This window comes from Thermobacillus sp. (assembly GCF_003390775.1).
GTDB classification, from domain to species: Bacteria; Bacillota; Bacilli; order Paenibacillales; family Paenibacillaceae; genus Thermobacillus; species Thermobacillus xylanilyticus.
On record NZ_QEWA01000031.1, the window covers coordinates 1 to 20,283 of the forward strand.

A 20,283-nucleotide genomic window follows, 5' to 3' on the forward strand; every position below is an offset into this window, starting at 1 on the left:
CCCACAGACGCAACCTTGCTGCAGGACGGCGTCAAAGTCATCACCCACCTGGTGCGGAAGATCCGCCAAGTCGCTTCCCATGCCGCGCAAGGCTTTGAAGACCGTACCGCCGAGATCAAGGAGAAGATTCTGTCCATCGCTAAGGTACTTCGCCGCCGCAGCCGGGAGTCTTGGGAAGAAGTCGACCGGATCACCGAAAGCGTCATCGAAGTGACGGAAGCCGTGGTCGAGCAAGCAAACGCGGTTGTCGCAAAAATACGGGAGACCGGCAAACGGATGGCGCAACAGAGCAAAGGGCGGCTTCAAACAGCCATCACGCTGACCGGCCAACTGATCCGCCAAGCCAAGCAAGTCGTATCGGGGACGCGGGTCATCCCGGATCGCATCGTCAGCTTTTTCGATCCGGAAGCCCGGCCGATCAAGAAAGGCAAGTTAGCCAAAGGAACGGAGTTCGGGTATAAAGTCCGGATTGACGAAACGGAGAGCGGCTTCATTACCGGATATGCCGTGTACAATGGCAACCCGGCGGACGATGAACTGCTCATTCCGGCGGTCAAAGCCCACATCGAAACATTCGGCGTCGCCCCAACAGCTGTCGCGACGGATCGCGGTTTTTCCAGCAAGAAAAACGAATCGGCAGTGACGGCGCTCGGCGTCAAACGGGCCAGCTTACCCCGAAAGGGCAAGAAAGGCCAGGCGAGAACGGAACATGAAAACCAACCTTGGTTCAAAGACTTGCAGCGCTACCGTGCAGCAGGAGAGGCCAGGATCAGCCTCCTCAAGCGAAAGTACGGTTTAGGCCGCAGCAGGTACCGGGGCCTTGTCGGCTCAAAAAGCTGGGTCGGGTTCGGAATCCTGACCCACAACCTGGACAGAGCGGCCAAAATGCTCGCGAAGGCAGCAAAATAAGGAAGAATAAGGTAAATGGGCAGTCCTGAAAAAGGATGGGGATGAGGTGATGTTCACGATCGGACTTTTTCAGGAGCAACTAAATAAGAAAACTGTGTGGCTACTCTATTTGCTCAAGCACGTTTCTTCCGAAAGAAATCCGGATACGACTCCTTGAACCGGTCGATCATCCAATCCTTGCGCGCTTCCCGCCAGTCGGCATGCTTGCCCAAGCTTTGAATCCGCCAATACAATGGCGGGTGGAGCATAAATTGAAATTCCAGCAGCCGCCAAAACCACTTGTCCCGCTCCAAACTTGACGGCACTGGCGAATCGGTGCGCCCTTCCGGCAGACTGTAGACAACCGACCTTTCGCTGTCTCGCTCCTGGGCGCGGGCCAAATCCGCCAGTCCGTCTGCCATTTGCCGATACCCTCCGGAAAGCAGAGCGGCCCCCAGGTGATCCGCCCTGACTTCGCACCATTGAGAACAAAAAGACAAATAAACGGGAAAAACAAACATCAGCGCATACACCAGCACAAAGAGGAGAAAAGCATAGTTTTCAGCAAGCCACTTCAGTTCTGTAAAATACAAATATACCAACCCGCCCAAACCGACGAAAAACGCAAGCCGCGCCAATTGATTCAGGAGCACGTCGCGTTTTTTCACATGAACCGCCTCGTGCGCCAGGATCGCTTCTACTGTATCCGGCGGCAGGCGCAAGGTGGCCGACGTCAGCATGATCGCCGCGCGGCCGATATTCATGCCCATCGCCATCCCGTTGTAAACCGGCGAATCCACAACAAACAGCCGCGTGCGGGGAATGCCCGCCCTTTTCAATATCGCCTGCGCCCGGTCATGAAGTTCTCCCTCGGCAAGCAGTTCCGCGTCCGTCGCTGCGATCAAAACACGGTCGGACACGTACAGATTCAGCGCCCACCACAAGAGGACAAACACCGCAGCGGCCCAGGCAGGCACATCCAGCCAGATCAGCATAAGCAGCAGTCCCGTATACGCGGAGATGCCTTTAACCGTAACGGCAAAATACCCTTTCCAGAACAGACGCTTAAGCACGGCAGGATGCCAAAGCGGCAGGACATCCTTTGTATGCTGAAGATTTAATGCACCAGGAACAACATGCTGCGGGCTGTCACCGACGCTCGCCTTGAAAGCTGCCTGTTTGCCATATGGCGCAAACACGTTTTTCCAATCGTTCACTTGCCGCGGGGTGATAAAAACATTTTCTCCGGGAAAGGAAAGCCTGAGTACCTCCCCAAATGAACTTGTATAATCCCGGTTTTCCGAAAAAAACGTAAACAGGGGATGCAGTTTCAGCAAATCCGGCCTGGATTCGCTCAGCACTTCCTTGACATCCTTCAGCGGATAATTCCGTGGCTGAAACAAGGAGAAGATGACCAGTCGTTCTTCTCCCGGCAGCCAATACAATCGGGCAGAGAAAAAATTGCCTATCCGCTCAATCATTTTCGCCAACACGGATAAAAGCGTCATGCCGGCAATCAGTTTGGCGGCAACATAGCTGTCCGGGGCCAGCAGGAAAAACAGGACGGCTCCCGAACAAACGATGAGCGCGAGCCCCAGATCGGCGGCGATGCGCCTTTGATCTTTGTCCTGCAGCAATTCCACGGCATCAGCTTCCCGCAGTTTGCGCTCCAATTCCTTGTACTTCTCTCTTTTTTGCCGATCGGCAAGCTGACCAAAATTTCCGTAAGCGCTGGCCCCAAGCGTGAGCAAGATGGACGCCTGTCCGAACGGAAACACGATAAACAAACAGGCGATCACTGCGGCGGCAAACAAAATCTCCGCCGCGGAGGCGATTTCTTTCGGCAGCAGCACGGCAACCAGGTTGGTGAGAATGGCCAGAAATACAACAAGCACAATGGCCGGCATATCGGGCAGCACATGACCAGGGAACGCGTTGTCAAGCACGTTTTACGATCACTCCCCTGTGTACAATGCCATGCTGTCCGCCAAAGCCGTAAACTGTTCGAGCGTCAGGTTCGGATCGACGAATACGATCGAATAATTCAAGCCGTTTTCCTGCCATACAAGCGAGCGGAAATCCCCCATTTCCATATAGGTTCCTTCCTGGCCGCGAACCGTGACGGCCTCCTCTCCCGGAAGTCTGCCGATATCTTCTCCGCTGTCTTCCGGGGACGGAAACACGGTCATCGTAAACGAGGGAAGCCCGTCCTTCTGGTAATCGAAGTTCACTTCTTTGCGCTTCAGTTCGCCCGCAAGCTCCGCCAGTTCAATCCTGGAGATGGAAAGGCCGCCGCTTTCCGGGAAATAAAGAAATGCTGCGCCGATATTTTCCGCCGCTTCCGCAAGCGTCACTTCCGTGGTCCGGTTCATCTCTTCCAAATCAACGATCTGCACATGTTCCGGCAGTTCCAGGACGAACGTCTCGGCGGGAATCGCGGGGTTCAAATCGACCTTGGTCAGCACCATTTCACTCCGCACATCGCCGGAAGCGGAAACCATTTTGAGCACCATCCAGTTTTCCTTGTCAATCCACAGCTCCTGATCGCCGATCAGACTGTCCTTGTCTTTCGCTTTGGCGTTCAGACGGTAGGCCTCTCGCCCGGCAATTTTCTCTTCACCGCCGCCCGTGATCTCGTGCGTGTCCCGGATCATGTTCAGGAGCTGTTCCGCCTGGTGTTTCGGCGACATTTGATTCAGTTCGGACAATTCCGCGTTTTCGATGAGAAACGCCTGATTCGTCTCCGGTTGGTAACTGATCAGTTTCGCGCCGTCATGCACGGCAATACTTTTTCCGCTGCCGTCGGCATCCTGCGTTTCGGTTCGTCTTTGGCCTTCCTCGCTGACCCACTCTTTCAAGAGGATGCGTTCCGTTTCTTTGCCGCCTTCAACCGTCCTCATCTCCGCTTCCAGATAATACGACGCCGGTTCCTTCGCGCGTTCCAGCGCGTTGTTGATCACCTGCTCCGGCAAAAATGGACTGCCCGAAGAACAACCGAAAAGCCCCATTGCCAACACTCCGACCCCAAACATTCCCGCAATATTCCTTAACCTTGTGAATTTCACCGTTGTTCACCTTCTCTTGTTGTTTTCGGCAGGAAGCAGACGACACAAGTTCCGCCTCCCTTCTGCGCAAAAATGTGCACCGTTCCACCATGCTTCCGGATGATCTGGCGGGTGATGCTGAGTCCGAGGCCCGTCCCCCGCTCACCGTTTTTGCTCCGTACCTCATCGGCCTGGTAAAGCGGCTCGAACACGCGGGACAGTTGTTCTTCATCCATGCCTTCGCCTTCATTCTGCACAATGAGATAGACGCCGTCCTCCTTATGCAGCTCTGCCTGATTCGTGACGAAGGAGAACAGGCCTTCCGGCAGCGGTCGGCCGGAGGAGACTGCGGCGAGCAAAATATTCGCTCCAGGCTTCGTATGCCGGACGGCATTGCTCATCAGATTGTCCGCCACACGCATCATCTGGCGCGGATTGATGCGGACAGTTCCCGTCACATCACAATGCACGCGCAGGCAAATGTTTTTCTCCCGGCATATCGGCTCGTAACCGGATAAAAGCATATCGAAAAATTCTTCACCGTCTACCTCGGCAAGCTCCATTTCGTATGCCGGCGACTGAAGCAGGGTATACACCGTCAAATCATCGAGCATCTGTTTCATGTAATCGGCTTTTTCGGCAATGATCCTGCTGTACTCCTCACGATCCTCAGCCTTCAGCTCATTTGGCAAAGCCAAAGATTCGGCATAGGCGCGAATCGACGTCAGCGGCGTTTTCAAATCGTGGGAGATGCTTGCGATCAGCAATTCTTTTTCTTGCTGCTGTCTGGCAATCTTCTCGTGAGCCTCTTCGATTTGCCGGCGCATCCCGTAAAAATGCTTCGTCAATTCGCCGATCTCATCGTTTCCCGATGGCATTTCCTCGAACGGTTCCCGCCGGGCGAAGGCGGTCATCTGCTCCATCAGGCGGTTCAACCTGCGGTTCAACTTGCGGTTGACGAACCACACGACGGTCAAATAAATCAGCACAACCCCCCCGGCGAACACGAACGCCACCCAACGCGTGCGCTTGCCCACTCCCGCCGCCCACTCGTCCCGGCTCAACTGAAGTTCGAAAAACCCGGCCAGCTCATTGCCGTTAAACACCGGCTGCTTGTAACGGTAAGCGCGGAAGCCTTGTTCAAGTGTATACAAATTTTCGTACAATTGTTTCCGGCCGAGGGCAAAATGCGGCGGAACCTGCAACGGATTGGACGTATACAGCACAAGTCCGTCGCGGTTAAAGAGCACGATGGAAACTTGGGGGCTTACCAATTTTTCTATCTGTGGCCGTTCAATGTTCGGCTGGTACAGCGCGGGGTTGTCCAGAACGGACACGATCCGGTTCAGCTGCAGAGACTTTTGAACGTATTCTTCCACATTCCGATCGTTGTGGTATATGTTGATCCAGGCAAATAACAAATACGCCGCGGCGAGCGGGAGGAGCATGACGACAAAGTACGAAAGCAGGAGCCATGTTTTGATTTTCATATCGGCTCACCGATAAACCGGTAACCTTTGCCCCAGACCGTTTGAATGAAAGATGGATTTTTCACCGGATCGGCGAGTTTTTCCCGCAGCGATTTGACATGGACGGTGACGGTATGCAAGCCTTCGGCTTCAGCTTGCTGCCACACATGCTGATACAGCTCGTTTTTCGTGAAAACGGTCCCCGGGTTTTGCGCCAACACCTTCAAAAGCGCAAATTCTTTCACCGTCAAGGGGATTTCCCGGCCATTGAGCAGGGCTGTTTCCTGATCCCAGTGAATGGTCAGGCCAAGCGCATAATCCGTCTTGTCCGCGAGCTTCGGCATGCCTTGGTAACGCCGCCAGCGCCGCAAGTGGGACTCCACCCGCGCTTTCAGTTCCCCCAGGCTGAAAGGCTTGGCCACATAATCATCCGCACCGATATGAAGACCTTCAACTTTGTCCTCATCTTCTTTGCGGGCGCTGATGATGATGATCGGAACATCGCTTTGCCAGCGGATATTTTTGCACAGATCAAAGCCGTCCATTTCCGGCAGCATGAGATCGATAAGAACCAGATCATAAGCACGGTCCTGAAAATCTTCCCAGCCTTCTGCCCCCGTGGTCGCCCATGTCACTTCGTATCCTTCACGAATGAACGTGTCGCGGATTACACGGGCAATTTCCGAATCATCTTCAACCAGCAGCAGTCGCGCTTTCATCGGCAGCTCCTCCTGTGAACCAATGTAGCATATTTATGTGCAGTTCCTGCTTATTTTATCTTTTCTTTATAAATCTAAGGTCAACCGGACGCCAGTCCGTCAGTGTCAAGCTAGCGTGGGCTGTCGTTTAAGATGCTTGGAACGCGAACTCCGAAGGAACCTCTACCTCCGGAATCGCTTTGCCTCGTTCTTTGAGCGGCAGAGAGATCAGGATACTCCCTCAACCACTGAACAATACGTTGTTCCATACCTCATGTAACTTAGAGCCTATCCGAAAACCATTATAAGCAAGTAGGAAAACGGTGGAACATGTCGAATTCCTTCAAGAGAAGCACTTGGAGGAGATCGTCATGGCAAATGCACCGAAGCAACTCTTTTCGATTCCCGATGAACTGTGGGAGAAAATCCAACCTTTGCTACCGGAGGAACCGCCAAAACCGAAGGGCGGTCGTCCGCGCATGGATGATCGTCAGGCGATGACGGCGATTTTTTACGTGCTCCGCACGGGCATCCCGTGGAAAGCGTTGCCCCGTCAAATGGGGGCCGCCAGTACGGTGCATGACCGCTTTCAATATTGGCAGGAACAAGGCGTATTCAAACGGATGTGGGGGGCCGGGTCGCAAGCGTACGACGAGGCCAGAGGAATCGAATGGACCTGGCAAGCGGTGGACGGAGCCATGACCAAGGCTCCGCTTGGGGAAAAAAAAGACGGGTCCTAACCCGACGAATCGCGGCAAGCCTGGAACCAAGCGGAGTTTGTGGACGGATGGACGCGGCATGCCCTTGGGCGTCGTCGTCGATGGGGCGAATCGTTACGATATGAAACTGCTGGGGCCCACGCTGTCCGAGCCGGCTGCTCCGCGACCGGAACCGGACGCGAAGAACCCGCAGCATTGGTGCCTGGATAAGGGATACGACTATCCGATCATCCGCGAACAAGTGGCCGAGTTGGGATTATGTCCTTCATTTGCGTTCGCGCGGCGAAGAGAAAGAAGAAAAAGCGGCGATTCCCGGATACCGGGCCAGACGATGGGTGGTCGAACGGACCCCCTCCTGGATGAATCGCTTTCGCCGCTTGCTCATTCGTTGGGAAAAGAAAGTGGAGAACTACGAGGCCATGCTCCATTTTGCCTGCGCCTGGATTTGTTTCCGCTGCGCAGAGGTTTTCGGATAGGTGCTAAGTACTATTCTGGTTAACTTATTTCGAACCGCCATATATGTACCTCCGATAAGCCAACTTCTCTTAGAAAAATACTACCACTGAGATTTACGAGCTTGAGCCTATCCGATTTGCCTCTATTCACTGACCTAAAGTATACGATTTACGAAGTTATGGTATCAATACCCAATTTGTTGAGAAGCATCACAAAAGACCTGTGTATTTGGCGAAATGAACCTCATTCTTCAAGGTCCCCCTTGCACTTCTGCCTCTTTACGCAGGCGGGCGATTATGGAGTCGCGTTCGGCGCGAATAGCTTCGATTTCTTGAACGATTTCAGCGCGGCGCTTGGGTGAAGTCCGGCGGTGGCCGCTCTCGAGTACCAGCTTGAGATGGCGCTGGGCGAGGGAAGCAGATGCCGCTCGGTGGCGGGGTCGATAATCCAGCAGGTAAAGACGGATGGGCTTGGACATGAAAATACGCCTCCTCGGAAGTTTGTTGTATGTTAACTTCCGGGGGGGCGTGTTTTCAAGATATGAGGTGTTTTTGAGTGACGGGTAGAAGAGCTATACAATGCCAGATCGCTCAAGCGCCGCAACAACGGCTGGACGGAGCCGCCAGATGAAGTAACCTTTTTCATTTAGTATGCGATCTGGGTCGCCGTCAAACAAAACATTCCAGAATCGTTTTCCGCCTTTCGTGTTCGGTGGTGGTTCTTTACCAAGTCGCTTATACACACGTCTGGAAATTCGGCGGTTTATAGCAGTCACCCGTTGTTGTGGCACTCCGCCGAGTGCTTCACCGATTTCAGTAGCACTGGACTGATGATTCGGCTGGCTGTACACAAATGCTAGCATTTCCCTTCCAGTTTCATCCACGATTTCTGGATCACTTAGCAAAGAAAGCCATTCCTCTTCGGTCAGTTGCAACGGGTCTTGATAATGCCATGAATTAGACATGGATCTACCCCCGTTCAAAAAGAAGTCAGCTTTGAGATAATGCTAAGGGTATCCTGAACAGAAACTATTACCCAGCCGATATAATATATATCGACGAAAAGGACTGAAAATTTAATTGGGCAGGCTGTCGCACCTCAGCTACTATTTACGAACCAACAAAATTACCGACTCCACATGCCCCGTATGCGGGAACATGTCCACCGGCTGCACCTCCACGGTGCGGAAGCCGCCCGCTTCGAGCACCGCGAGATCGCGCGCCAGCGTCGCCGGGTTGCACGACACGTACACGACCCGCTTCGGCCGCATCCGCACGATCGTGTCGAGCAGCTTCGCGTCGCAGCCTTTGCGCGGAGGGTCGACGACGATCACATCCGCCGTCACGCCTTCCTCACGCCAGCGCGGAATGACCTCTTCCGCGAGCCCGACTTCAAAATCAGCATTATCAATCCCGTTCAAAGCCGCGTTGCGCCGCGCATCCTCGACCGCCTCCGGCACCGACTCGACGCCGTACACCTTGCCCGCGTGCCGCGCCAGGAACAGCGAGATCGTGCCGATGCCGCAGTACGCGTCGATGACCGTCTCGCGCCCCGTCAAGCCCGCGTATTCGACCGCCTTCCGATACAGCGTCACCGTCTGCGCCGGGTTCACCTGATAGAACGACCGCGCCGAGATCGCGAACCGGATGCCGTCGAGCTCGTCGTAGATGACGTCGCTCCCCCACAGCACCCGCGTTTCGTCGCCGAAGATCACGTTCGTGTTCCGCGTGTTCACGTTTTGCACGATACTGCGCACATCCGGCAAAGCGCGCCGGATGCCTTCGACCAGCTCATCCACGCGCGGAATGCGCGTCCCGTTCGTGACGAGCACGACCATCGTCTCGCCGGTTACAACACCGGTCCGCACGACGACGTGCCTGAGCAGCCCGCGGCCGGTCGTCTCGTCGTACGCGCGGATGCCGAGCCGCGTGCCGAGCGCCTTCACCAGGCGCACCGCCTCGTCGTTCCGCTCGTGCTGGATGACGCACGCGTCCATGTCGATGATGCGGTGCGAGCCCCGCGCATAGAACCCGCCGATCAGCGAACCCGCCGCGCCGTCGGCCATATCGGCCTGCGCCATGCCGATCGGCACCTGCGCCTTGTTCCGGTAGCGCCACGGCTCGGCCATGCCGATCGTCGGGTGCACGACGACGCCCTCGCCCGCAACATCCGCCACCCGCAGCTTCCCGATCCGCGTCAGGCTGTCGATCACATGTTGCCGCTTCCACGCAAGCTGCGCCGCATAATCCATATGCTGCAGCTGACACCCGCCGCACTGCCGATAGATCGGACACGGCGCCTCCACGCGGTCAGGGCTGGCCTGAAGCAGCTCCAGCATTTTGGCGTAGCCGTACTGCTTCTTCACCTTCAGCACCTTCGCCTTAATCCGTTCGCCCGGCAGCGCGCCCTGCACGAACAAGGTAAAACCATCCGCCCGCCCCACGCCTTCGCCGTCCTGCGTCAGACCGATGATGTCGAGCGTTACTTCGTCGTTTTTTCTCACCGGCACATCCGTCGTTGTTCTCACTGCCTGACCCCATTCCGCTTCACTTGATCACGTCAAGAAAATAACGTCAAGCGGCCGCCGCGTCACAACTGCGTGCCCGCGATCAGCCGCTTGCGATAAGACGCAATGCCCTGCTCATCCACGAAAATCTCGAGATGCCCCTTCAACACCGTGAACGTGCACGGCAGCGTGCCGCCGTACTCGCCGTCCAGGTTGAGCTGCACATGATCCTCCGTCGTCACCTTGATATGCCGCGACCGGAAATGCATGATGAGCGGATCGTTCAAATGCTCGCCCCGAAGCGCCAGCGTCGCCACCCGGAGGAACTCGGCGAGATTGCATTTCTTCAGAATGATGACTTCGAACAGCCCGTCGTCGATGCTCGCATCCGGCGCCAGCCGCTCGAACCCGCCGACCGAATTGCTGTTGCAGATCAGGAACAGCATGATCTTCTCGTGGATCTCGCCGACGCCTTCCGCCTCGATCCGCACCTTGGTCGGCCGGAAGTTCACCATTTTCTCGATGCCTTTCATATAATAGGCGAGCTGCCCGATCATCGTCTTCAGCTTGCTCGGCACCTCGTAGGACAGCTCCGTCAGCGAACCGCCGCCGGCGATATTGATGAAATACCGGTCGTTCGCCTGCCCGAGGTCGATCGTCCGCTTGTACTGGGCGACGATCAGGTCGACCGCGTATTCCCAGTGCTTCGGGATGCCGACCGCCCGCGCAAAATCGTTCGTCGTCCCGAGCGGCAGGATGCCGAGCGGCGGCCGTTTCTCATGGCGCGCCATCCCGTTGATCACTTCGTACAGCGTCCCGTCGCCGCCCGCGGCGATGATCATGTCGAAGCCGCGCTCGATCGCCTCCGAAGCCGCAATCGTCGCGTCCCCTTCGCCGGTCGTCGCGTGGCAGCTCGTCTCGATGCCGCCCCGCTCGAGCCGTTGCAGAATGTCCGGCAGCCTTCGTCTGATCTCTTCGCGGCCGGACGTCGGATTATAAATGAGTCTAGCCCTTTTGACTGCCAAGCCAACCCCCGCCTCATCCATGGCATCGGCCGGTAGGCCGCTTCCACCATTGTAGCCGGATTCGGCGTCCGTTTCCAGTTAACCTTCCGTGAAAAAAATAACCCCGCCGAACCGGCACGTTTTCCGTTTCAGCCCGACTGCCCGATACCGCCCAGCCAGCCTTCGAGCTGCCGCTCCATCCACCGGGAAATCGCCGGATTCGGCAGCAGCGCCTTGCCGTTGTACCGGTAGTCGAACCCGGACAGGCGCGCGGGAATCACCGTGTTCGTGAAATAACCGCGCGACAGAAACAGCGGCGCCACGATGACCGCGTCCGTCTCCGGTCCCGCGGCCGGCACCGCGCAGCAGCCGTCCGCCGTCGCTGCGCCTCCCGTGCGCGCCTGCCGCTTCGTCAGCGCCCGCATGACGCAGGCGGCCTGATCCGGCAGCAGCATCGCCGTCTCCGCGCGGGCGAAGCCGCCCAGCTCCCGCACGCGCGCAGCGAGCTTGCGCATCCCGTCCCGCCAGATGCGGTTCAAGCCGCGCTCGCGGCTGCCGTGCGCGATGAGCAGCAGCGCCTCCCGTTCCGGCGCGGTCGACAGCTCGCGCACGTTGTCCGCGATCAGCTCCGCGATGATCGGGTCGTCGTCGATCGGCAGGCCGACCGTGACGCGCGCCCGCCGCACCCGAAACGGCTCGAGCTCGCCTTCGCGGAACGCGGCCGGCGGCAGGCCGAACGCCTGCCGGATGTCGTCGACATGCGTGCTGCCCGACGATACAAAAAGCGGCAGCACGAACATCTCATCCACGCCGCGCGCTTCCAGCTCGTCGATCCCGTCCTGGATGAGCCGTCCTTCCACGCATTCCAGGAACGACGAAACGATCGGCACGCCTTCCGGCAGCCGCACGTCTCTGACCGCTTCGTCGACCAGCCGGACCCATTCCGCGTCGGGTGAGCCGTGGCTGATGACGAGCACGCCCGGTCTTGCGCCCATCGTCAGCGTCCCAGGCGGCCGAGCGCCAGCCGGTAACCGTCCGTGCCGTAGTTCAGGCAGCGCTTCACGCGGGAGATCGTCGCCGTGCTGGCTCCCGTCTCGGCCTCGATCTGGCTGTACGTCGCGCCCTGGCCGAGCAGCCGCGCCACCTCCAGCCGCTGCGCGAGCGACTGGATCTCGTTCACCGTGCACAGATCATCGAAGAAAATATAGCACTCATCCACCGTCTTCAGCGTCAGAATCGCCTCGAACAGTTGGTCGATCGTTTTGTCGTTGAGCTTCTTGAGCTGCATCCGGCGTCCCCCTCAAAGCGTCCTTGTAAGCTCATTGTAGAACGGAAGCACGGTTTTTTCAAGCATTACCGTATTGGCGCTTTACAGGAGCGAAGAGAGCACGGCCCGCACCATCCAAATCCGCCCGCTACCGGGCATTCGTCCATACGCGACGGATGCCCATGCATACACTGGGGATGAACGATACCCATGAAAAGAGGTTGTGATCACCGTGAACCATTATACGCACTTGCCCGGCAGCCGCGGATTTACACAGCTGCCGGGCGCCGGTGCTCCTTTTCCCGGGGGACCGCAGGCCGGACCGCCTGCCGATCCGTTCGCCGGGCCGCCCGCCTACCTGCAGAGCGTGCAATATCCGGGACTGATTCCGGCGCAGGGCGCAGCCAAGCCGGGCGGTCTTCCGAATCTGGCGGATCTGAAGCTGATCATCGATCGGATGGGCGGCATCGAAGGCATTTTGAGCACCATACAGAAAGTCCAGAAAATCGTCGGCACCGTGCAGCAGTTCGCGCCGATGATCAAATTGCTCGCCGGTTCGCTGGGCTCGAAGAAGACCGCCGCAGCCGCAAGCACGAACACCGAACGGCGCCCCCGCCGGCGCAGACGGCGCGGCGGCCGAAGGCCGCGCAGCGGAAGAGCCCGGCGCGGATCGCGCAGACGCGCCGGCATCCGGAGCTTCGACGAGATGTTCTGACAACGAAAACGAAGGCTTTGCCTTCCCTCACCGGGCACCGGCAAAGCCTTCTTGCTGTACGACTCGGTTCTGATACTTGTCAAACCAGCCTGTCATCTGTTCCGAAGCAGTCGACTCCGACATCAGTTCCGCTCGTCAATGCTGACGTGTTATCCCGTTCGATCCACTTCCCTGTGGCATCCGCTCCTTTCCCACGTTTGTCGTCCGTGCAAGTGTCAGAGCGAAATTCGTGTGCTGCAGGTACGATGCTTCACAGGATCGCCATACACTTTCCCTTTTTCAAGTTCATGCGCGTCATTCGTTATCCCGTCCGTTCTCCTATACGCATCACCGCCATATTCGAACTGACGCGGATGGAACCGCCGGTCACCGCTTTCAGCCCACCCGCTTAGGTTGGACTGCTGTACCGGCGCCGCACTTTCATCATAATGGAGGACAAATTTTAAGCGCAATACCAAAATACGGTTGAGGCTTGGGCGTTTCCCGCGCCCAACAAAAAAACCTTCGCATCCGCGCCCATCCGAACGCCCTGCAAAGGTTCCCCACACACACTCACAGGAACAAAAACTCGATGAGCTTGAACACGATCGCCGCAATCACCGCCGAAATCGGGATCGTGATGATCCACGCGGACACGATGCGCCCGGCAACGCCCCAGTTCACGCTCGAGAACCGCTTCGCGCTGCCGACGCCGAGGATGGCCGACGTGATGACATGCGTCGTGCTCACCGGCAGCCCCGTCGCCGTCGCCGTCATGATGACACTCGCCGCCGTCGTATCCGCCGCAAAGCCGTTCACCGGCTCGATCTTGAAAATTTTCGTCCCCATCGTCTTGATGATCTTCCACCCGCCGACGCTTGTCCCGAGCGCCATCGCAAGCGCCGCCGAGAACTTGACCCAGAACGGCACCTCCAGCGAATCCTGGTACTGCGCCGCCACAAGCGCCATCGTGATGATCCCCATCGCCTTCTGCGCGTCGTTCGTTCCGTGCGTGAACGCCTGGAACGCCGCCGTCAGAATCTGCATCGAGCGAAAGCCCTTGTTCACCAGGTGCGGATTCGCCCGCGCGAAGATCAGCTTGAGCAGCGTCATGACGATATAGCCCGCGGCAAACGCAATGATCGGCGAGAAAACGAGCGCCTGCACGATGCTGGTGAATCCCGACGCGTTCACGCCGCCGAACCCTTCCGAAGCGATGACGGCGCCCGCCAGAGAGCCGATCAGCGTGTGCGACGAAGACGACGGGATGCCGTACCACCAGGTGATCAGGTTCCATGCAATGGCCGATATCAGCGTCGCAATCACAATCTGTACGCCATATGTCAAAGTCGCCGGGTCCGCCACCTTGCCGCCGATCGTCTTCGCGACGCCGGTGAACATGATCGCCCCGACGAAGTTCATGATGGCCGCCAGAATAATTGCCATCCGGGGCGTCATGGCGCGCGTCGAAACGCTCGCCGCGATGGCGTTGGCCGTATCGTGGAACCCGTTGATGAAGTCGAAAGCAAGCGCCAGAACAACGACGACGCAGACGATGACAAACATGCTATCGAAAGCTGGCATCTGTTGATCCATTCCCCTTGTGTCGGTTCGCTGCGCCCGTCAGCTGTTCCGCATGATGATCGTCTCAAGCGTGTTGGCCACGTCTTCGCAGTAGTCGGTCGTCGATTCAAGCCGCTCGTAGATCTCTTTCCGTTTCATCAGCTCGATCGGATCCGTCACGCTCGAGAACAGCGATTTGATGCACTCCCGCATCAGATCGTCCGCCTCATTTTCCAGCTCGTTGATGGCGATCGCATGTTGGCGCATCGCCAGCAGTTTCTTCTGCGAGAGGAGCTGGACCGCCTTGCGAATCTCGTGCGAGCACTTGACCAGAATCTCCGCGAATACGGACACGTACTTGTCATGCTCCCGGATCTGGTACATCTCGAACCGGGACGCCAGCGCCTCGATGCCGTCGAGCACGTCGTCCAGCGAACCGGTCAGCTTCAGGATGTCATCGCGATCGATCGGCGTAATGAACGTCTTGTTCAGCTCGGTCAGAATCGTATGTACATGCCGGTCGCATTTCGATTCGAATTCTTTCATGTCACGGGCGAACGATGTCAGGTCAGTCAGCTGCGGCACATGCTTGTGAAAATATTCGACCGCCTCGACGATCGTGTCCGCCATCTCTTCGAACGTCTGGAAGAAAATGCTTTTCTTACGGTTGAACATGGAACTCCCCTTCGCCATCGGCTTGGCCTGAATGAACCTCACTTATCTTAGCACATCTGCCTGTCCCATGTTAAGTGGACGTAAAGTGACAGTCTCATGCGGCAGCACGCAAGCCTAAGCGTTCTCCGGCTGCCGGATCGTCACATGATCCGCCACCGACTTCTCGTCCGGCACGACATGATAATAGACCGTTCCGCGCGCAAAAGGCAGCTCGGCGCCGTCTTTCATCAGCCGGATGACGCCGCTTGCGTCGCGCTCCCACGTGCACTCGATCGCTTCGCCGCGGCGGATCAGCATGGCCGGACCGCCGGAGTCCAGATCCACCGCCAGCCGCCCTTCATCGTCAAGCACCTTGTGGGACGTGCCGAGCACTACCAGGTTCGTCGCCGCAAGCTGCTCCCCGCTGACCAGATCGGTATGCGGCTCGCCGTTGATGAACCGGAGATACTGGCGCTTTTCTGCATCGTAACGGTACGTCACGATGTAGTTTTTCAGCTGGAAACGGATATCGATCTCCAGGGCGCTGCCCGCCGCCGCTCCGTCTCCCTCATCGTCCAGAAAACGGTACGCCGGAATCTCCACATCCGCCGCATACCCCCGCTTCTCCGCGCCCGCGCGCAGGTTCGGCAGATCCGAGTACAGATTGTGCGGCGCCTTGCGCGACTTGTCGCGGCGGAAATAAGCGCCCGCATTCGTGATCTCGTCAAGATGTTCCTTCTTCTGCTTGCGCAAGATCCCGTAGGCGTCGGTGCTCGCCCCGGCATGCACGATGACCGCGTTGTACGATTCCGCCAGCTCGATCATGTACGGCCGGATGCTGCGGATCGGTCCGATCGCCCCGTCGTATGCCTCATCGCTCTGGAAAATCGCAATCAGCCGCGTAATGCCGCCTTCCGCGAGCACTTCCCACACCACGTCGGCGTGCGGCAGGCCGGATTGGGGCCGCGCCGGCTTCAGATTATTGATCATGACCGCCACCGGCCGCTTTTTCGCTTCTTCATCGCGCGGAAGCCCGGTCAGCGGCGCGAAATAAGCGGGCTGCGGTTCCGGCTCCGGGACCACATTCGGCTCCTGCTGATCCGCATCCTGATCCGCATTCCCGTTGTTCTCCTGCTTGCCGCCGCATCCCGCCGCGAGCAGCAGCATGAGCAGCGCAAGCAGCAGAAGCAGCACCTTCCGGGCGTTTCGCGGTTTGTTCACGCTTCGATCCCTTCCTTGTCATCCCCTGTTTTTTCACCGATGTCTCTATTAAACCACAGAACTTGTCCAATTGTCCCGTCACATCTCATCAAATGGATGCCCGCTCTTCGACAAACCGCCCGACAGGCCCAAGAAAAAAAACGGCGCGATCCTTCTCCGGACCCCCCGTTTTCCTTGCTCAGATGCTCCAGTGGTGCCACTCTTCCTGCCGGGCCGACAGCCCGTTCAACCAGTTGATCGTGTGCCGGATCGCTTCCTCCTGTGCTTTTCGCGCCGAGTACGTATGATCCGCCTGGAACAAAATTTCCTTCTCGCAGCTTCCCTCGCTCCGCATCCAGAGCAGCTTCTGCATCAGGAAGGTGTAATCCGTCGGAATGACGTCGTCGGATGTGCCGTGCAGGAGCAGCACATCGCCCGTGAATTGCGGCGCCGCCTGGAACGGCTGGTGCTCGGCCAGCGATTCGAAGAACCGCGGCTTCAGCGAATAGCCGAGATAGTCCGCCTCGCCGCGCGCCATCGCCTCGTCGTAGACATGGCGGCCGACGATCCGCACAATGTCGTTGAACGGGTGGAACGCCGCCGACCAGAGCACGAGCTGCCGCACCCGCCTGTCCTTGACCGCCGTATGCAGCGCGACCGCTCCGCCCAGACTGTGGCCGAGCAGCGTCACCCGCTGCGGGTCGATGTCGCAGATGTCCAGCACATAGTCGAGCGCCGTCCGCGTCTGGCCGATCATCGACGAGAAGCCGAGCGAGCCGTAGTCGCCCGTGCTTTCGCCGCATCCGCCGTAATCGAAGCGCAGCGCGTAGTAGCCCGCCTCCGCCAGCGCCCGGGCCGTCTTGACGAACAGCCGGTCCACGCCGATGCGGTTGCCGACGAAGCCGTGGCAGATGATGACCGCCGGCGCTCTTCCTTCTTCCCGTTTCTCGCCCGCCGGATAATGCAGCGTCGCCGCCAATTCCAGGGATTCGAACTTCAGCGTCAACGATTTCTCCATCCCGGTTCCCTCCCGCATGACGCTCATTAATCTGATATATCCGATTCTAATACTTGGTTTTATCATAATCGGAAAGCCGCCCGTTGTCAATGGACGGACGGCTTGCGATTTCGAACTTCAGCCCTCCGACACCAGCTCCGGCGGCGCCGGCGTCATGACGATGCACACCGGTTTCTCGCTGGCGTACGGCTCGCCGACGGCGGCTGGCATGCCGTCCGGGCCAATGCGCATCACGTCGATCCGGTTGTCGTCCTGCGCGGCGACGAGCAGGTGCCGTCCGTCCGGCACCGGCACGAAGTTGCGCGGCGTCCGCCCGGTGGACGCGTGCCCGATGAAGGTGAGCAGGCCGTCCGGACCGACCGAGTAGACGGCCAGGCTGTCGTGGCCCCGGTTGGACGCGTACAGCCATCGGCCGCCGGGATCGAGATGGATGTCCGCCGCCAGATTCGCTCCCTTGAAGTCCTCCGGCAGCATCGGCACGCGCTGCAGCAGCTCGCCGGCCGCCCGCTCCGCATCGAAGGCATAGACCGACACCGTCGAAGACAGCTCTTCCAGCAGATAGAGGAGCGGCAGCGACGGATGAAACGCCAGATGGCGCGGTCCGCCGCCCGGCGTCGTATGAATGGCGCCCGCCGGTTCGAACTTCCCGTCCGGGCTCGTCCGGTAGACCATCAGCCGGTCGATGCCCAGATCGCAGACGATCCGGTACCGGCCGGACGGGTCGTTTAGGATCGAATGAACATGCGGCGCTTCCTGCCGGTCCGGACGCACACCGCTGCCGGCATGCTGCACCGTGTCGGAGGCCGGCAGCAGCCCGCCGTCTTCCCGGACGGGGTAGACCGACGCGTTGCCGCCCATATAATTGGCGACGTACACGCGCGAGCCGTCCGGCTCCAGGCAGACATAGCACGGCGAGCGGCCGTGGGACGGCTGGCGGTTGATGAGCGCGAGCCTGCCCGTCGCGCGGTCGACGCTTAGCGCGGCCACCTCGCCTTCGCCGTGCTCGCTCACCGCGTACAGCACATACCGGTGCTCATCGAACGCCAGATACGATGAATTTGCCACGCCGCCGCATCCGGCGAGCCGCTTGAGCTCGCCCCGTTCCGCATCGAACAGCAGCGTCTCGATACCTTCCCGATCCGCCGGCGTATAAGAACCGGTAAACACCAGCCACCAGCGGTTTGCCTCCTGCCGTGCCATGCCGCTCAACTCCTCCGCTTGTTTCGCTCTGCCGGTATTGCGCCGGTATTGCGCCGATCTCCCGCTTATACCGGCCTGTGCCTGATTGCGCCGCACGCCCGCGTTTTTCCGGCCCGCGCTGCATTTTTTACGCCTTTTTACGCCTTTTTACGCCGCACCATTACGGCGCCGTCTCGAGGAACGTGACGTCCGGATTTTTCTCCATCGCCGTCCGCAGCGCATATTCGCTCTCGAACAGCGCGACGAGCCGGTCCTTCTTGTCCCGCACCACCGTCGAGTTGATGCGGAACTTCGACGTGTCGATTTTGTCCCCGACGAGCCAGCGGGCGAACTGGAACGGCATCCGGTGCAGCTCGATGTCGACGCCGTACTCCACTTTCATCCGGTACTCGAACACCTCGAACTGCAACTGGCCGACGACGCCGAGAATCGTCTCGTCGAACCCGCTCGTCGAGTAGAACACCTGCACCGTGCCTTCCTCGGTCAGCTGGTCGATCCCTTTCTGATACTGCTTGTGCTTCATCGCGTTTTTGACCGTGACCTTCGCGAACAGTTCCGGCGAGAACGTCGGCAGCTCGTCGAACACGATGTCCTCTTTTTCCGCCAGCGAGTCGCCGATCCGGAAAATGCCGGGGTCGAACAGCCCTACGATGTCGCCGGGATACGCCTTTTCGACGATATCCCGATCCTGCGCGAGGAACTGCTGCGGCTGCGACAGCTTGATCTCGCGTCCGGCCCGCACATGCCGCACCGTCATGCCGCGCTCGAACCGTCCCGAGCAGATCCGCAGGAAGGCAATCCGGTCGCGGTGCGCCGGATTCATGTTCGCCTGAATCTTGAAAATGTACCCGCTGAACCGGGGGCTGAGCGGCTCCACTTCGCCGTTTTGCGATTTCCGCGGCGTCGGCGCCGGCGCGAGCTCGAGGAAGTTCTCGAGGAACGTCTGCACGCCGAAATTGTTGATCGCGCTGCCGAAGAAGACCGGCGTCAGTTCGCCGCGCCGCACCTTCTCCAGATCGAACGGGTCGCCCGCGACATCGAGCAGTTCGAGATCCTGGCAGAGCTGCTCGTACAAATAATCGCCGGCGATGGCGCGGACGCTCTCGTCCCGGTAGTCGTCCACCTTGTGGACTTCGATCGTGTCGTGGTTGTTCCCCTGGAACCGCTCGACCTGATGTTTCATCCGGTCATAGACGCCGCACAGCTCCCGGCCCATGCCGATCGGCCAGTTCATCGGCACCGAACGGATGCCGAGCACCCGCTCGATTTCTTCCATCAGATCGAACGGATTCCGGCCTTCCCGGTCGAGCTTGTTGATGAACGTGAAGATCGGGATGCCCCGCTTCGCGCACACCTGGAACAGCTTGATCGTCTGCGCCTCGACCCCTTTGGCCGCGTCGATCAGCATGACCGCGCTGTCCGCGGCGGTCAGCGTGCGGTACGTGTCCTCGCTGAAATCCTGGTGGCCCGGGGTGTCCAGAATGTTCACCCGATGGCCCTTGTAGTCGAACTGCAGCACGGAGCTCGTCACCGAGATGCCCCGCTGCTTCTCGATTTCCATCCAGTCGGATGTCGCATGCCGGTTGGCCTTGCGCGCCTTGACGCTGCCCGCTTCGCGGATGGCGCCGCCGAACAGCAGCAGTTTCTCCGTCAGCGTCGTTTTCCCGGCGTCCGGGTGGGAAATAATGGCGAACGTGCGGCGGCGCATCACTTCCGTCCGCAGTTCTTCGAGCACATCGCTCTTCATACACGCAGTCCTTTCTCATCCTCAGCAAAATAACATTCCAATTATACCACAACCGGATTCATGACCGTACCTGTCACCAATCCGCGCTACAATGGCTTCGGGCCGGTGCGGCTTCATCCCCTCGGCCGCCCGGCGCAAAGATCAAATCGCAAGGAG

The 20,283-nt window shown here is 58.7% G+C and carries 18 protein-coding genes and 1 pseudogene; 3 read left to right on the forward strand and 16 right to left on the reverse strand.

The features are described 5' to 3' along the window. Positions 1-909: ISNCY-like element ISTco5 family transposase (locus C6W55_RS05160; RefSeq protein WP_286891774.1), on the forward strand; the 909-nt coding region annotated here is incomplete at its 5' end. A 113-nt stretch (positions 910-1,022) separates the two neighbouring features. Here C6W55_RS05160 and C6W55_RS05165 read toward each other — a convergent pair. From C6W55_RS05165 to C6W55_RS05180, 4 genes are read right to left on the reverse strand one after another with little or no spacing between them, the layout of a single operon-like run. Next, positions 1,023-2,834 (reverse strand): M56 family metallopeptidase, encoded by a 1,812-nt coding sequence (locus tag C6W55_RS05165; protein ID WP_286891775.1) that lies wholly within the window; start codon positions 2,832-2,834, stop codon positions 1,023-1,025. A 9-nt stretch (positions 2,835-2,843) separates the two neighbouring features. Continuing rightward, on the reverse strand, positions 2,844-3,896 hold the full coding sequence (locus C6W55_RS05170; RefSeq protein ID WP_286891776.1) for a LolA family protein: 1,053 nt from the start codon (positions 3,894-3,896) through the stop codon (positions 2,844-2,846). 53 nt (positions 3,897-3,949) lie between these two features. After that, positions 3,950-5,422, reverse strand: coding sequence for an ATP-binding protein (locus tag C6W55_RS05175; protein ID WP_286891777.1), 1,473 nt, complete (start codon positions 5,420-5,422; stop codon positions 3,950-3,952). Further along, positions 5,419-6,120: a response regulator transcription factor gene (locus tag C6W55_RS05180; RefSeq protein WP_286891778.1), complete on the reverse strand. Its 702-nt coding sequence runs from the start codon at positions 6,118-6,120 to the stop codon at positions 5,419-5,421. Before C6W55_RS05180 ends, C6W55_RS05175 begins: the two co-directional genes overlap by 4 nt. Positions 6,121-6,470: 350 nt before the next feature. Here C6W55_RS05180 and C6W55_RS05185 point away from each other — a divergent pair. Then, a pseudogene (locus tag C6W55_RS05185) lies at positions 6,471-7,294 on the forward strand (IS5 family transposase). Between the two features lie 230 nt (positions 7,295-7,524). Here C6W55_RS05185 and C6W55_RS05190 read toward each other — a convergent pair. From C6W55_RS05190 to C6W55_RS05215, 6 genes are all read right to left on the reverse strand, one after another. Continuing rightward, positions 7,525-7,752, reverse strand: a complete 228-nt coding sequence (locus C6W55_RS05190; RefSeq protein WP_286891779.1) for a hypothetical protein — start codon at positions 7,750-7,752, stop codon at positions 7,525-7,527. A 93-nt stretch (positions 7,753-7,845) separates the two neighbouring features. Continuing rightward, positions 7,846-8,238: a hypothetical protein gene (locus C6W55_RS05195; RefSeq protein ID WP_286891780.1), complete on the reverse strand. Its 393-nt coding sequence runs from the start codon at positions 8,236-8,238 to the stop codon at positions 7,846-7,848. 141 nt (positions 8,239-8,379) lie between these two features. Beyond that, positions 8,380-9,801: a 23S rRNA (uracil(1939)-C(5))-methyltransferase RlmD gene (gene rlmD / locus C6W55_RS05200; RefSeq protein ID WP_286891782.1), complete on the reverse strand. Its 1,422-nt coding sequence runs from the start codon at positions 9,799-9,801 to the stop codon at positions 8,380-8,382. A gap of 62 nt (positions 9,802-9,863) precedes the next feature. Next, positions 9,864-10,805 (reverse strand): diacylglycerol kinase, encoded by a 942-nt coding sequence (locus tag C6W55_RS05205; RefSeq protein ID WP_286891784.1) that lies wholly within the window; start codon positions 10,803-10,805, stop codon positions 9,864-9,866. A 128-nt stretch (positions 10,806-10,933) separates the two neighbouring features. Continuing rightward, a complete protein-coding gene (locus C6W55_RS05210) occupies positions 10,934-11,779 on the reverse strand; it encodes a sirohydrochlorin chelatase (RefSeq protein ID WP_015253645.1) in 846 nt (281 codons plus the stop codon). A gap of 2 nt (positions 11,780-11,781) precedes the next feature. Next, positions 11,782-12,072 (reverse strand): YerC/YecD family TrpR-related protein, encoded by a 291-nt coding sequence (locus C6W55_RS05215; RefSeq protein WP_015253644.1) that lies wholly within the window; start codon positions 12,070-12,072, stop codon positions 11,782-11,784. Positions 12,073-12,283: 211 nt separating this feature from the next. Between C6W55_RS05215 and C6W55_RS05220 the strand changes: the two genes are divergently transcribed. Continuing rightward, positions 12,284-12,766: a tyrosine protein kinase gene (locus C6W55_RS05220; RefSeq protein WP_286891785.1), complete on the forward strand. Its 483-nt coding sequence runs from the start codon at positions 12,284-12,286 to the stop codon at positions 12,764-12,766. Between the two features lie 552 nt (positions 12,767-13,318). Here C6W55_RS05220 and C6W55_RS05225 read toward each other — a convergent pair. The 6 genes from C6W55_RS05225 to C6W55_RS05250 form a co-directional block, all read right to left on the reverse strand. Beyond that, on the reverse strand, positions 13,319-14,329 hold the full coding sequence (locus tag C6W55_RS05225) for an inorganic phosphate transporter (protein ID WP_286891787.1): 1,011 nt from the start codon (positions 14,327-14,329) through the stop codon (positions 13,319-13,321). A 39-nt stretch (positions 14,330-14,368) separates the two neighbouring features. Then, the gene (locus C6W55_RS05230; protein ID WP_041853771.1) at positions 14,369-14,983 is read right to left on the reverse strand and encodes a DUF47 domain-containing protein; all 615 of its coding nucleotides are present in this window, start codon (positions 14,981-14,983) and stop codon (positions 14,369-14,371) included. Positions 14,984-15,097: 114 nt separating this feature from the next. Continuing rightward, entirely contained in the window at positions 15,098-16,183 is a 1,086-nt protein-coding gene (locus C6W55_RS05235) for a DUF3048 domain-containing protein (protein ID WP_286891788.1), read from the reverse strand. 178 nt (positions 16,184-16,361) lie between these two features. Next, positions 16,362-17,180, reverse strand: coding sequence for an alpha/beta hydrolase (locus C6W55_RS05240; protein WP_015253639.1), 819 nt, complete (start codon positions 17,178-17,180; stop codon positions 16,362-16,364). Positions 17,181-17,297: 117 nt separating this feature from the next. Further along, a complete protein-coding gene (locus C6W55_RS05245) occupies positions 17,298-18,380 on the reverse strand; it encodes a lactonase family protein (protein ID WP_286891789.1) in 1,083 nt (360 codons plus the stop codon). Positions 18,381-18,540: 160 nt separating this feature from the next. After that, entirely contained in the window at positions 18,541-20,127 is a 1,587-nt protein-coding gene (locus tag C6W55_RS05250; RefSeq protein WP_015253637.1) for a peptide chain release factor 3, read from the reverse strand. Positions 20,128-20,283 lie beyond the last annotated feature (156 nt).